The sequence below is a fragment of the Synechococcus sp. UW106 genome, assembly GCF_900474015.1.
GTDB lineage: Bacteria > Cyanobacteriota > Cyanobacteriia > PCC-6307 > Cyanobiaceae > Parasynechococcus.
The window spans coordinates 55,867-68,192 of sequence record NZ_UCNV01000011.1 but is presented as its reverse complement, the minus strand read 5'-3'; the positions used below and the strand labels follow the sequence as shown (position 1 = coordinate 68,192).

14 protein-coding genes are annotated in these 12,326 nt (G+C 58.7%); 6 read left to right on the top strand and 8 right to left on the bottom strand.

All coding sequences use genetic code 11. The features are described from left to right. Nucleotides 1-9 precede the first annotated feature (9 nt). Nucleotides 10-762, top strand: a complete 753-nt coding sequence (gene fabG / locus DXY30_RS11455; RefSeq protein WP_115024366.1) for a 3-oxoacyl-[acyl-carrier-protein] reductase — start codon at nucleotides 10-12, stop codon at nucleotides 760-762. A gap of 9 nt (nucleotides 763-771) precedes the next feature. Here fabG and DXY30_RS14215 read toward each other — a convergent pair whose 3' ends face one another. Beyond that, the gene (locus tag DXY30_RS14215) at nucleotides 772-948 is read right to left on the bottom strand and encodes a hypothetical protein (RefSeq protein WP_166017435.1); all 177 of its coding nucleotides are present in this window, start codon (nucleotides 946-948) and stop codon (nucleotides 772-774) included. A gap of 131 nt (nucleotides 949-1,079) precedes the next feature. On the opposite strand from DXY30_RS14215, the gene groL reads away from it, so the two are divergent. Continuing rightward, the gene (gene groL, locus DXY30_RS11450; RefSeq protein ID WP_115095068.1) at nucleotides 1,080-2,777 is read left to right on the top strand and encodes a chaperonin GroEL; all 1,698 of its coding nucleotides are present in this window, start codon (nucleotides 1,080-1,082) and stop codon (nucleotides 2,775-2,777) included. On the opposite strand, the gene DXY30_RS11445 is transcribed toward groL, so the two are convergent. From DXY30_RS11445 to DXY30_RS11420, 6 genes are read right to left on the bottom strand one after another with little or no spacing between them, the layout of a single operon-like run. After that, nucleotides 2,778-3,467, bottom strand: coding sequence for an N-acetylmannosamine-6-phosphate 2-epimerase (locus DXY30_RS11445; RefSeq protein ID WP_115095067.1), 690 nt, complete (start codon nucleotides 3,465-3,467; stop codon nucleotides 2,778-2,780). Nucleotides 3,468-3,472: 5 nt separating this feature from the next. Further along, entirely contained in the window at nucleotides 3,473-4,123 is a 651-nt protein-coding gene (locus tag DXY30_RS11440; protein WP_115095066.1) for a hypothetical protein, read from the bottom strand. 4 nt (nucleotides 4,124-4,127) lie between these two features. Then, complete coding sequence (locus DXY30_RS11435) at nucleotides 4,128-4,982, bottom strand: ABC transporter permease (protein WP_115095191.1); 855 nt, start codon at nucleotides 4,980-4,982, stop codon at nucleotides 4,128-4,130. Nucleotides 4,983-4,991: 9 nt separating this feature from the next. Continuing rightward, complete coding sequence (locus tag DXY30_RS11430) at nucleotides 4,992-6,005, bottom strand: ABC transporter ATP-binding protein (protein ID WP_115095065.1); 1,014 nt, start codon at nucleotides 6,003-6,005, stop codon at nucleotides 4,992-4,994. A gap of 50 nt (nucleotides 6,006-6,055) precedes the next feature. Then, complete coding sequence (locus DXY30_RS11425) at nucleotides 6,056-7,039, bottom strand: heme o synthase (protein ID WP_115095064.1); 984 nt, start codon at nucleotides 7,037-7,039, stop codon at nucleotides 6,056-6,058. Then, entirely contained in the window at nucleotides 7,032-7,961 is a 930-nt protein-coding gene (locus DXY30_RS11420) for a COX15/CtaA family protein (RefSeq protein ID WP_115095063.1), read from the bottom strand. The genes DXY30_RS11425 and DXY30_RS11420 overlap by 8 nt, the downstream gene beginning before the upstream one ends. A 202-nt stretch (nucleotides 7,962-8,163) precedes the next feature. On the opposite strand from DXY30_RS11420, the gene DXY30_RS11415 reads away from it, so the two are divergent. The 4 genes from DXY30_RS11415 to DXY30_RS11400 are packed head-to-tail and all read left to right on the top strand — an operon-like array spanning nucleotide 8,164 to nucleotide 11,685. Beyond that, nucleotides 8,164-8,994, top strand: a complete 831-nt coding sequence (locus tag DXY30_RS11415; protein ID WP_115095062.1) for a cytochrome c oxidase subunit II — start codon at nucleotides 8,164-8,166, stop codon at nucleotides 8,992-8,994. 1 nt (nucleotide 8,995) lies between these two features. Further along, nucleotides 8,996-10,663: a cytochrome c oxidase subunit I gene (gene ctaD, locus DXY30_RS11410; RefSeq protein ID WP_115095061.1), complete on the top strand. Its 1,668-nt coding sequence runs from the start codon at nucleotides 8,996-8,998 to the stop codon at nucleotides 10,661-10,663. Further along, complete coding sequence (locus tag DXY30_RS11405) at nucleotides 10,660-11,259, top strand: cytochrome c oxidase subunit 3 (RefSeq protein ID WP_115095060.1); 600 nt, start codon at nucleotides 10,660-10,662, stop codon at nucleotides 11,257-11,259. The genes ctaD and DXY30_RS11405 overlap by 4 nt, the downstream gene beginning before the upstream one ends. 54 nt (nucleotides 11,260-11,313) lie before the next feature. Beyond that, on the top strand, nucleotides 11,314-11,685 hold the full coding sequence (locus tag DXY30_RS11400) for an AbrB-like transcriptional regulator (protein WP_011363609.1): 372 nt from the start codon (nucleotides 11,314-11,316) through the stop codon (nucleotides 11,683-11,685). On the opposite strand, the gene DXY30_RS11395 is transcribed toward DXY30_RS11400, so the two are convergent. Next, entirely contained in the window at nucleotides 11,670-12,323 is a 654-nt protein-coding gene (locus tag DXY30_RS11395; protein ID WP_115095059.1) for a riboflavin synthase, read from the bottom strand. The genes DXY30_RS11400 and DXY30_RS11395 overlap by 16 nt on opposite strands. Nucleotides 12,324-12,326 lie beyond the last annotated feature (3 nt).

Genomic DNA, 12,326 nt, shown 5'->3' with positions numbered 1-12,326 from the left:
GGTTCCTCCATGTCTCCCAGCGCTTCTCTTGCCGGTCAGACCGCCCTGGTGACAGGAGGAGGTCGCGGCATCGGCCGTGCCATCGCCCTAGCCCTGGGCGAAGCAGGAGCAGAAGTCGTCGTGAACTACTCCAATTCCGCCGCCGCAGCGGACGACGTGGTCGCTGCGATCACTGCAGCTGGGGGCCAGGCCTACGCCCTGAAAGCCAATGTGTCTGTCGAGGCAGAGGTGGATGGCCTGATCAAACAGGTGCTTGAACGCAGCGGCCGTCTGGATGTGTTGGTGAACAACGCCGGCATCACACGGGACGGCCTGCTGATGCGAATGAAAACCGACGATTGGCAAGCGGTGATCGACCTCAATCTCAGTGGTGTGTTCCTCTGCACGAGAGCTGTGGCACGCCCGATGCTGAAGCAGAAGAGTGGCCGGATCATCAACATCACCTCTGTTGTGGGGCTGATGGGCAACGCTGGCCAGGCCAACTACGCCGCCGCCAAAGCCGGCGTCATCGGTCTGACCCGCAGCACCGCGAAGGAGCTCGCCAGCCGTGGCATCACCGTGAACGCGGTAGCTCCAGGCTTCATCGCCACGGACATGACCAAGGACCTCGATGCGGAGGCCATTCTCAAAGACATCCCGCTGGGGACCTTTGGAACCCAGGAGCAGGTGGCTGGTGCCGTGCGCTTCCTTGCCTCCGACCCAGCAGCGGCCTACATCACAGGCCAGGTGCTGCAGGTTGATGGCGGCATGGTGATGGCCTGAGAACAAAAATCAGGGGTCAAGGGGTTGGGCCAATTGATCACGCAAGCGGCGGATGCGCTGGAGCAGGCGAAGGCGACGGCTGCGGGCTGTCGCTGTCAGAAAAATGCGCAAGGGGACGTAAACCAGGGCCATTGAACCGGCCAGCCCCGCCATCAGGACAAAAAAGAGCGCTCCCGATTCAGCCATGACCGGACCCTAATGAGTTCGTTTAAGGGGGGCATCCAGGCGACTCGAAACCATTCGGCTTTCCCCACCAAAAGACCTCTCCACGAGTGCCACATCGCTATGGGACAGTGGCCAACGGCGTCCCCGCGACTATGGCCAAACTCCTTTCTTTCTCTGACGAATCCCGCAGCGCCCTTGAGCGGGGTGTAGATGCACTCGCCGATGCAGTGCGCGTCACGATCGGCCCCCGGGGTCGCAACGTTGTGCTCGAAAAGAAATTCGGCGCACCCGACATCGTCAACGACGGCGACTCGATCGCACGCGAAATCGAACTGGATGATCCGTTCGAGAACCTCGGCGCCAAGCTGATGCAGCAGGTGTCGTCAAAGACCAAAGACAAAGCCGGAGACGGCACCACGACCGCAACAGTCCTGGCTCAGGCCATGGTGCGGGAAGGTCTTCGCAACACAGCTGCTGGCGCAAGCCCCGTGGAACTCCGCCGTGGCATGGAGAAAGCCGCCGCACAGATTGTTGCGGGACTGGGCGAGCGGAGCCAGGCCGTCGCCGGCGATGCCATTCGTCAGGTGGCCACGGTGAGCTCCGGGGGTGACGAAGAAGTCGGTCAGATGATTGCAGAGGCTATGGACAAGGTGAGCACCGATGGGGTGATCACTGTTGAGGAATCGAAATCCCTGGCAACGGAACTCGAAATCACCGAAGGCATGGCCTTCGACCGCGGCTACAGCTCCCCTTACTTCGTCACCGATGCAGATCGTCAGGTCTGTGAATTCGAAAACCCACTGATCCTGCTGACGGACCGCAAAATCAGCACGATCACAGACCTTGTCCCCGTGCTGGAGACCGTTCAGAAAAGTGGATCACCCTTGTTGATCCTCTCGGAGGAAGTGGAAGGCGAGGCTCTGGCAACGCTTGTGATGAACAAGAGCCGTGGGGTTCTGCAGGTGGCCGCTGTTCGGGCTCCCTCATTCGGAGAACGTCGCAAGGCAGCCCTCGCCGATATCGCCATCCTCACCGGCGGAACGCTGATCAGCGAGGACAAGGCGATGACCCTCGACAAGGTGACCCTCGAGGATCTCGGCAAAGCGCGCCGCGTCACCATCAGCAAGGAGAGCACCACGATTGTCGCCACCGACGACCATCGCCAGGCCGTGAGCGAACGCGTTGGCGCGATCCGACGTGAGCTGGAGGCCACCGAATCCGACTACGACCGCGAGAAGCTCAGCGAGCGGATCGCCAAGCTGGCCGGTGGCGTTGCCGTGATCAAGGTCGGTGCCCCGACGGAAACGGAATTGAAGAACCGCAAACTGAGAATCGAGGATGCCCTGAATGCAACCCGTGCCGCTATCGAAGAGGGCATTGTTGCCGGCGGCGGCAGCACATTGCTGCAACTCGCCGACAGCCTGAGCTCGCTGGCGGCAAACCTCAACGGCGACCAACGCACCGGTGTGGAGATTGTGCAACGGGCGCTGACCGCACCAATTCATCAGATCGCTACCAATGCCGGGCAGAACGGCGATGTTGTGATCGCTGGCATGCGCAGCAGTGGCCAAGGATTCAACGCCCTCAGTGGTGCTTATGAAGACCTGATGGCGGCAGGCATCGTCGACGCCGCAAAGGTGGTGCGTCTGGCCGTACAAGATTCGATCTCAATCGCCTCTCTTCTGATCACGACCGAGGTTGTGATCGCCGACAAACCGGAACCTCCAGCACCTGCTCCGGCAGGAGACGGCGATCCCATGGGTGGCATGGGTGGCATGGGTGGCATGGGTGGCATGGGTGGCATGGGCATGCCGGGAATGGGTGGCATGGGCATGCCCGGAATGATGTGATCAGCTGATCATTTCCCTGCAATAGGCGATCACCTGGAGGTCCACTCCCGTGATCGCCGTCCCAACCACAACGGTGTCTGCTCCAGCCTGCAACGCTGATCGGGCATCGGCCGATGAAGCAATTCCCCCCTCGCAGATCAGTCGAACCGAGCTTGGGAGTTCAGCACGAAGTTGGGGAAGAAGACTTAAGGCAGGTGGGCGCTGCTGCGCTGTCGCCTCCGTGTAGCCGTAGAGCGTGGTTCCAACCCAGTCACAGCCCAGTTCGGCCGCACGCAGTCCATTGTCGAGCGAATCCACATCAGCCATCAGGGGAGCACGCAGCTCATCACGGGTGCGCTGCACCAACGTTGCAAGGTCCTGATCGGCAGGCCGCTTACGGGCTGTAGCGTCAATTGCGATCACATCGGCACCTGCAGACCACACCGCCTGGATCTCTTTCCATCCCGGAGTGATGTACACCGAACTATCGGGGAACGTGCACTTCCACAAGCCGATGATCAAAGCATCTGGGCAGCGACGACGCACAGCACCAATGTGTTCAGGGCTTTCCAAGCGCACACCGACTGCCCCATTGCGCAGGGAGGCATCGGCCATGGCAGCGATCACATCAGGGTGGCGCATCGGCGAGCCTTGTGGTGCCTGCACCGAAACGATCAGCCCCTGATCAAGGGATTCAGGGTTCGGAATCATGGTGCTCAGGCAGCCTTCTGGAAATCGTCATCCTCTCGGCGCGGAAGCCAACGCTGAAGCGAACGCGGAGTACTGATGGGGGGAGCCGGCACAGGACCAGCAGTGAAGGTCTGTTGAAGAGCCGTCCCTTCAACCAACAACTCTTCCTCGGCTACAACCTCTTCCTCAACCAACAACTCTTCCTCCGCTACAACCTCTTCCTCAACCAACAACTCTTCCTCCGCTACAACCTCTTCCTCAACCAACAACTCTTCCTCCGCTACAACCTCTTCCTCAACCAACAACTCTTCCTCCGCTACAACCTCTTCCTCAACCAACAACTCTTCCTCCGCTACAACCTCTTCCTCAACCAGGATCTCAGGAGCGAAGGAAGGCTCCTCAGCAACCGAAATCTGCAAAGGATCAACAGCAGGAGAAACGCTGGAGTCAGCCACTGTGGAACTGAACTCACGAGTGGAACTGAACTCACGATCCGAGACCGTCGGCTCAGGCAAGCTCAGGTCAAGATCACCAGCGCTTTTAAATCCGTAGCGGTGAACCCACTGACTAATCAGGCGAGACAGCAAGGCCTCATCGCTTGTGATCCTGGCCTCCTGGATCTGAAGGGCCAGAGCGTTCTGTCGACGCGACGGCTGCTGAAACGGAGAAGAAAGCACGGATTCAGGAAAGTTTGCGGTTGAGCAGCGGGCGAATCACAAGAAACAGCCCGATGGTGAGGAGCAGAAGGATCAGCAGGCAAGTGGTGCCGGTGACATCCCCGTAGGGGGCCTCCAACAAAACAGCCGAGAGGTCAAGAGGACCTTGGTAGGCCGCTCGAATGGGTTCAATCGCGAAGGTAAGAGGATTCAAGGCCGCAAGCCACCCCAGCCAGGTCGGCATGAAGGTCAAAGGAGCAAGGGCCGTGCTGGCGAAGAGCAAGGGCAAGTTGGCCACAAAAATCACGGCGATCAACTCGATGTGGCCCGGCAAAGCGAACGCCAAACCAAGGCTGAGGGCTGTCACGGCAAACACCAAGAGCAGCAGCGTCACCAGCACCAAAACAAGGCCGCTGACGCCAGGCCACCCGTAGCCGAGCACGGCCGCCGTGCCCATGATGACCAAACTCTGCAGCAGGCTGAGCGCGGTGATATAGATCACCGACGCAAGCACGATGGAACTGCGGCTTCGCAGGGGTGCCACAAGTAAACGGTTGAGGAAGCCGAATTCGCGGTCGAACATCACCGGTAGCCCGGCGTTCAGAGCACCGCTGAATGCCGTGAAGACAATGACTCCAGCGCCAAGAAAACGGCCATAGCTCATCCCGCCTGGGAGCAGGCCCTCAGGGGCGTTAGCGAAGAGCGCGCCGAACAGAATCAACCAGATCAATGGTTGCAGAATCCCAGCGATCAAGGTCGAGGGACGACGCATTAACTGAAGAAACAAACGCCGGGTAAGAGCCCAAGTCTCCTGGCTGAGCTCAGCGAAGGCTCCGGATTGCTGCTGCTGGAGAGCAATTGATGCTGTGGGGGAGGTCATCATTGGCACTCAACGCATGGATTGACGCTTTTCCTTCTTGACGTCGCGCTGGCCTGCGATGGCCAGTTCAGCATCCATCAGGGTGCGTCCTGTTGCCTGAAGGTAGACATCATCGAGGCTTGGACGGCTTTGGGCCAAGGCAAAGACAGGGAAGCCTGCACCATCAAGGGTTTGACGAAGCTGGTCGATCACGGGCCCACCTTCAATCACCAGGTTGAGGGAAAACCCCTGAGCTCGGTTAACCACCACCTCAAGAACCCCATTCAGCGGTTCAAGCAGCGCACGCACCTTGGCCGCCTCTTCAGCAGTGCTGAACTCTCGAACCCGGAGGGTGACGCGATCACCCCCAAGCCTTTGCTTGAGCTGGTCCGGAGTGCCTTCAGCTATCACCCGGCCGTCATCGATGATCGCCATCTGATCAGCAAGTGCCTCCACCTCTTCCAGGTAGTGACTGCTCAGAAGAACAGTGGTGCCCTCCTGAACCAGCTGACGCAACAGTTGCCAGATGGCACTCCTGCTCTCGATGTCCAATCCAACGGTGGGTTCATCAAGCACGAGCAACCGGGGGCTGTGCAGCAAACCGGCCGCCAGATCAAGCCGCCGACGCATGCCACCGGAATAGGTACCGCAGCGGCGATCTATCCAGTCGACCATGGCGAGGCGGTCAATCAGATCAGCAATTCGGGTCTCGCGATCCTTCCGCTGCAAGTGGTAAAGATCACCTTGAAGCTGCAGCAGTTCTCGACCGCTCAGAATCTTGTCAATAGCTACCTCTTGGGCCACATAACCCATGAGTTGGCGGACGGCTCTTGGCTCCGCCAGCCCGTCCACACCGCCCACATGTACGGAACCGCCATCGGGGGCGAGCAGGGTGGCCAGAATGCGCATGGCCGTTGTTTTACCGGCACCATTCGGGCCAAGAAGCCCGTAGAGGCAGCCTTCAGGAACGGTGAGATCAAGCTCACGTAGAGCCGTAACCGAGCCGTAGGACTTGGAAATCTTCCGCAGTTCAATCAACGCCATCAGGCACCGTCAGGGACATCCTCGGGCAATCCAGAGAATCTAAAGAGTGTTCATTGAATCCCCATGAGCAGGTAGAGAAGCTGCATCACCTGGTAAGCAAAGCCTGATGCAAGATCCGTTCGACTGAGAATCAGCAGCAGGCACAGACCGAACAGGTAAAGAATCGACCAACGGAACAGAGCCTTGGCATTCAGAAGGCTGTCGGGATCAAGAGAAAGTCGGTCGACGAGCTGTAGCAGCCGACCGTTGTAGGGAAGCAGCATCAGACCGTAGAAGACACCACCGGAGGGCAGGGCGAACACTCCCAAACCGCTCAGCAGGACGGTGATCCAGCCATAGGTCTTGATCGCCCGCGCTGTCACCACAGGCCCTTTGACGACCGGCAGCATCGGAATACCAACAGCGCGGTAGTCCTCGCGCAACAAAAGTGCCAACGCCCAGAAGTGGGCTGGCGTCCAGACCATCACCAGAGCGAACAGCCACCAGCCCCCGAGGCCAACATGACCGGTGGCGGCAGCAGCCCCCACAAGGGGTGGAATCGCCCCGGCGACGCCACCAATGACGATGTTCTGTGACGTCCGTGGCTTGAGCAGAGCTGTATAGAGCAGGACGTAACTGCAAAGACCGAGCAGGGACAGTCCGGCAGCGAGACAGTTCACGCCACTCACCAGCAACATCGCCGCTGCCAAAGTGCAGGCGATGGCTCCGGCGAACGCACTGGTGGGCGAAAGCCGACCGGAGGGAAGTGCCCGACCGCTGGTGCGGGCCATCCGGCCATCGAGATCCTGTTCCCACAGACAGTTCAGAACACCAGCGGCAGCTGAAGCGAGAGCTCCTCCCCCCAGGGTGCAGACCAGCCGCGGCGAGGAGAGAGGCCAGCCCTCACTGAGAGCCATTCCCCCCAGAGTGGTGGCAAGCAGCAGAGGGATGAGTCGCGGTTTGGCGACTTCCAGCCAGGCTGGAAGTTTCACCCGCTTGCGGGAGGGAACCACCTCCTCACGGGTCGGACGAACGATTGCTGTGAGTTCAGCCATGACAGGCCTCCAACGAGGTGTCGTCGAGAACGACGGAACGGGACGGTGAGGGGCGGCCCTCCGGAGATCGGACCAGAAGCGCCGCCATCAGGGCGATCAACAGGGCAGCCACGAGCTGGTGAGCAATGGTCACCGCGGGTTGCGACAGACCGAGGCGAAGGGTGAGGACACCCAGCGCCACCTGAGTCAGCACCAGGAGAACCACCCCAGCAAGCCAGGGCCACTGGCGGCGGGCCCAACCACCAGCCAGCAGTGCCGCTCCGGCGAAGACCAGCAGAACAACGGCCACCGGCATCGCCGTGACGCGATGGGAGAGAACCAGATGACAGGCCTCGCCCCCAGCGAGGCAACGCTGCCCTGCCCAAGAGGTGGCTAGTCGACCACCGAGAAGACATTGGGTAAAGACCGACAACAGTCCAAGCAGTGCCGAGATGCGCCACCAGAGCGGAGCGGCGACGGCAGCGGGATGAAGCAGGCGTTGCGTCAACCCACTCAGCAGTGCAACAAGCGTGAGAGCAAGAGCCAAATGGGCAGTCACGACACCCGATGGGAGCAGGTGGGTCACCGTCAAAGCACCCAGCCCTCCCTGCATGGCCACAAGAACCATCAGACCAGCCGCCAGCCAGGGCAGCCATGAAGGAAGCTGACGCCGCCGAACCGTCGTCGTCACAGCCATCACCACCAGGGCGATGCCAACGACGAAAGCGTCAAGGCGATGGAACCATTCCAGAAACACCTGAACATTCATCTGGCGACCCGGCAGAAATGAGCCAAAGCACAAAGGCCAGTCGGGACAGGCCAAGCCGGCCTCCATCACGCGCGTCGCACCACCGATCACCACCAAAGCGATGACGGCGACTACCAAGTGCGCCGATAACAACCCAAGACGTCGACGAAGAGTCGACATTGAAGAAAGGATCATCGAACAAGCTCCATCCGATGCAACCCAGAAGGGATTGCTCGGACCGTAGCGATGCAGAACATGGCGTCATGCTTTATGGCCATCTGCGAAACAAAAGGGGGAAAGATCATCCCCTTTCCCTGACAGAAATGAGGCCTTAACAATCACTTCATGGAGATACGCAGCCAGGCCCATACGCTGTTGAAAACCTGGGATTCATCGGGTGCAGATCCCATCCGCCATTCTCACGTTAGTGATTGGGATGGTCCTTGCTTTGGGCGGTCTTTGGATCGGTCAGAACATCAACCTCCTTCCCATTGACGCGAGCGCCAACGCGCCAATTTACGACGAACTGTTTAAGGTTCTGTTCACGATTGGCAGCATTCTGTTTGTTGGAATTACTGGTCTTCTCATCTTCAGCTTGATTCGATTCCGACGGCGTAGCGGTCAACTTGGTGATGGTTTAGCCATTGAAGGCAATCTTCCCCTTGAAATTTTCTGGACAGCAGTTCCAGCTATTGTCGTGCTTTTTGTTGGCCTATACAGCTACGACATCTACGACCGGATGGGTGGCATGGTGCCACTGGCCCATGACCACATGGGTGGGTCCCACGAGGAGCAGATATGGGGAGGCATCAGTTCCGGATCGATTGAATCAGCGGCAGCAACGAATGTCTTACCCGTTGAAGTGACGGCCATGCAATTTGCCTTTCTCTTTCATTACCCAGATGGGGATATCACTTCAGGCGAGCTTCATGTTCCATCCGATCGACCAATCACCCTTCGCATGGAAGCAAAAGATGTGATTCATGCATTTTGGGTCCCTGAATTTCGCTTGAAACAGGATGTCATCCCAGGCCAACCAACCCAGCTGAGCTTTACGCCAACCCGCACGGGACGCTATCCGATCGTTTGCGCCGAACTCTGTGGCCCTTACCACGGCGGAATGCGCTCCACAGTCGTGGTGGAAAGCCCGGAAGACTGGAACAACTGGTACAAACAAAACGCCAAAGCAGCACCGGAAGACGAGCCCATCAACATCGCGAACGCCTGACATGACCATCAGCCTGCCCCCTGAAACATCCAGTCCCCCACGTCTTCAACCCAGCGGATGGTTGCGGTATTTCAGCTTCAGCGTTGATCACAAGGTGATCGGGCTGCAGTACCTCGTTTGTGGCTTTGCTTTTTATCTCATTGGCGGAGCACTGGCGGGTGCGATTCGAACGGAACTCACCAGCCCCGTTTCCGACTTCATGGCACGGGATGTCTACAACCAGGTTTTAACACTCCACGGCACTGTGATGATCTTCCTCTGGATCGTCCCTGTGGTGAATGGTGCCTTTGGGAACTATTTAATCCCTTTTTATGTTGGAGCGCGGGACATGGCTTTCCCACGCCTTAATGCTGTTGCATTTTGGTTAATTCCTCCAGCCGGATTAATGCTGATCACCAGCTATTTCCTAACGGGTGCTGCTCAATCTGGCTGGACCGCTTATCCACCACTCAGCATCACTACGCCAGCCACAGGACAAGTCATCTGGATCCTGAGCGTGCTGCTGCTTGGCGGAAGCTCGATCTTCGGAGGCATTAATTTCATCGCCACAATTCTCAAGCTGCGTCGCCCCGGCCTGAAGTTGATGCAGCTACCCATGTATTGCTGGGCGATGTTGGGAACCAGCATTCTTGTGGTTCTCTCAACACCAGTTCTCGCCGGAACATTGGTGTTACTGAGTTTCGATATTGTTGCCCACACAGGATTTTTCAATCCAACCCTTGGCGGAAATGTTGTCGTCTACCAGCATCTGTTCTGGTTCTATTCCCACCCAGCCGTTTACATCATGGTCTTGCCAGCCTTTGGCTTGGTGAGCGAAATCTTGCCGGTTCATGCCCGCAAGCCGCTTTTCGGCTACGTGACCATGGTGTACTCGATCATGGCCATTGTTGTTTTGGGCCTGATCGTGTGGGCCCACCACATGTTCACCAGCGGAACACCTCCCTGGATGCGACTGTTTTTCACCATTGCCACAGCCTTCATTGCTGTTCCAACCGGCATTAAATTCTTCAATTGGTTGGCAACACTCTGGGGCGGACGCATCAGCCTCAACAGCGCCATGCTGTTTTCTTGCGGCTTCATTGTGAACTTCGTGCTTGGAGGCATCACAGGCGTCGCCTTGGCACAGGTGCCTTTCGACATCCATGTCCACGACACCTACTTCGTCGTCGCTCATTTCCACTACATCGTCTTCGGTGGTTCGGTCTTTGTAATCTTCGCGTCGATTTACCACTGGTACCCCAAATTCACCGGCCGGATGCTGAATGAGGATCTTGGTCGGCTGCACTGTGCTCTCACCTTCATCGGTTTCAATCTGTGCTTCGGTCCGCAGCACTGGTTGGGCCTCAACGGCATGCCGCGACGTGTTGCTGAATACGACCCCCAATTCACCCTGATCAATCAGATCAGCTCCGTAGGAGCCCTGCTGATGGCCATCAGCACCCTGCCCTTCCTTTGGAATGTGATCCACAGCGCCCTGAGCGGTCCTGTCGCAGGAGACAACCCCTGGGAAGCGCTGACTCCCGAATGGCTGACCAGTTCTCCGCCACCAGTTGAAAACTGGATCGGCGAAGCCCCTCTCGTGGAAGAGCCCTACGGATATGGCGTCCCACCGGACGAGCTTGACCTCACCGCAACCAGCGGTCGTGATCTCTGGAGCAGCGGCAAATGACCACCACAGTCACCACCAAAGATCAGGATCACGGCCATACGGAGAATGCCGAGCATCCCGATCACCGCATGTTCGGCCTCGCCACTTTTCTAGTGGCGGACGCCATGACCTTCGCCGGCTTCTTTGCGGCCTACCTCACCTTTAAAGCAGTGAACCCACTACCGGACGGGGCCATTTATGAACTTGAGCTGCCCCTGCCGATCCTGAACACCATTCTTCTCTTGGTGAGCAGTGCAACTTTCCACCGTGCTGGCCAAGCGATCCGACAGGACGACCACAGGCGCTGCCGACGCTGGCTCCTGATCACCGCAGGCCTCGGACTGGCCTTTCTGGTGAGCCAGATGGTCGAATATTTCACTCTCCCCTTCGGCCTGACCGACAACCTTTTCGCCAGCACCTTTTTCGCCGCCACGGGATTTCATGGTCTCCATGTAACCCTCGGCGCCCTGATGACCCTGATTGTCTGGTGGCAGGCAAGGCAACCGGAGGGCCGTGTAACCGCAGCCGACCACTTCCCCCTGGAGGCAGCGGAGTTGTACTGGCACTTTGTGGATGGGATCTGGGTGGTTCTTTTCGTGATCCTTTATCTGCTCTGATCCCTTGCCTTGATTGGCGGGCGTGGCCAGAATTCAGTTGAATTAATTCCTGAAATGCTGGTCGGCAAGGAACTGCTGGACAAAGCCAGATCGCTCAGCAATCGGCCGGAAGACGACATTGCCCGCGGCTGTGGCTATGTGGGTCCGAGTGGACGTCTGCTGAAAAAAAGTTTTTATCGCGCCCTGGTGGAGGCCAAAGCGGCGGCCCAGGGGTGGCAGTTGCCGAAAAGCAGCAGCAGTTCCTCAGGCGGAAGCCGTGGTCGGCAGGCCGAGTTCCGAACCCGTGTTCATGGCAACGGCAACCTGTTGATCGGCCACGCCTATACCCGTCGGCTCGGCCTTGAGCCAGGCCAGGAGTTCAAGATCGAACTCCAGCGGGACTCCGGAATGATCGTTCTTCAGCAGATGGATCAGGACCAGCCGTGAGCGGCCAGCCAGTCGGATGTCAGCCCCTCCTCCGTGCTGCGGCCATCAGAAGGATCGGCTAGTAGCAAACGCTCGGCATAACGAGCCAGTTGATCGGCTTCCAGATTCACGGTGTCTCCAACGGCCAGGTTCCTCAGCGTTGTTGCATCCCAGGTGTGGGGAATGACAGCGAGGGAGAAAGTCGTTCCATCCGCTGAACACTCCGCCACTGTGAGGCTGATGCCGTCCACAGCAATGCTGGCCTTCTCACAGACGTAGCGGCCAAATCGGGCTTCAGACCAGCGAATCGACAGAGCCCAGGAATGGGGGAGGGTCTCCACGCAGGTGACTTCACCGGTGGCATCCACATGGCCACTCACCAAATGCCCCCCAAGCCGGTCGCTCAGCCGAAGCGCCGGCTCGAGGTTCACAGCTCCACCTCGGTCCGCTTTTCGTCCGAGCGTGGTGCGGCGCAGGGTTTCCTCACTCACATCGGCGCGGAAGCCATCCGCGATCAGCTCAGCGGCCGTGAGGCAGACGCCATCAACGGCGACGCTATCGCCAAGCGCCAGGGGAGCAAAGGGAGCACAGCCCCAGACCAAAACAGCCCCGGCACGACGCTCAATCCTTCCCACTGACTGCACCAGCCCCGTGAACATCGC

Excerpts from the sequence above, each read along its gene's own strand:
- fabG (WP_115024366.1), top strand. The coding sequence starts at position 10 with ATGTCTCCCAGCGCTTCTCTTGCCGGTCAGACCGCCCTGGTGACAGGA.
- DXY30_RS14215 (WP_166017435.1), bottom strand. The coding sequence starts at position 948 with ATGGCTGAATCGGGAGCGCTCTTTTTTGTCCTGATGGCGGGGCTGGCC.
- groL (WP_115095068.1), top strand. The coding sequence starts at position 1,080 with ATGGCCAAACTCCTTTCTTTCTCTGACGAATCCCGCAGCGCCCTTGAG.
- DXY30_RS11445 (WP_115095067.1), bottom strand. The coding sequence starts at position 3,467 with ATGATTCCGAACCCTGAATCCCTTGATCAGGGGCTGATCGTTTCGGTG.
- DXY30_RS11435 (WP_115095191.1), bottom strand. The coding sequence starts at position 4,982 with ATGACCTCCCCCACAGCATCAATTGCTCTCCAGCAGCAGCAATCCGGA.
- DXY30_RS11430 (WP_115095065.1), bottom strand. The coding sequence starts at position 6,005 with ATGGCGTTGATTGAACTGCGGAAGATTTCCAAGTCCTACGGCTCGGTT.
- DXY30_RS11425 (WP_115095064.1), bottom strand. The coding sequence starts at position 7,039 with ATGGCTGAACTCACAGCAATCGTTCGTCCGACCCGTGAGGAGGTGGTT.
- DXY30_RS11420 (WP_115095063.1), bottom strand. The coding sequence starts at position 7,961 with ATGATCCTTTCTTCAATGTCGACTCTTCGTCGACGTCTTGGGTTGTTA.
- ctaD (WP_115095061.1), top strand. The coding sequence starts at position 8,996 with ATGACCATCAGCCTGCCCCCTGAAACATCCAGTCCCCCACGTCTTCAA.
- DXY30_RS11405 (WP_115095060.1), top strand. The coding sequence starts at position 10,660 with ATGACCACCACAGTCACCACCAAAGATCAGGATCACGGCCATACGGAG.
- DXY30_RS11400 (WP_011363609.1), top strand. The coding sequence starts at position 11,314 with ATGCTGGTCGGCAAGGAACTGCTGGACAAAGCCAGATCGCTCAGCAAT.
- DXY30_RS11395 (WP_115095059.1), bottom strand. The coding sequence starts at position 12,323 with ATGTTCACGGGGCTGGTGCAGTCAGTGGGAAGGATTGAGCGTCGTGCC.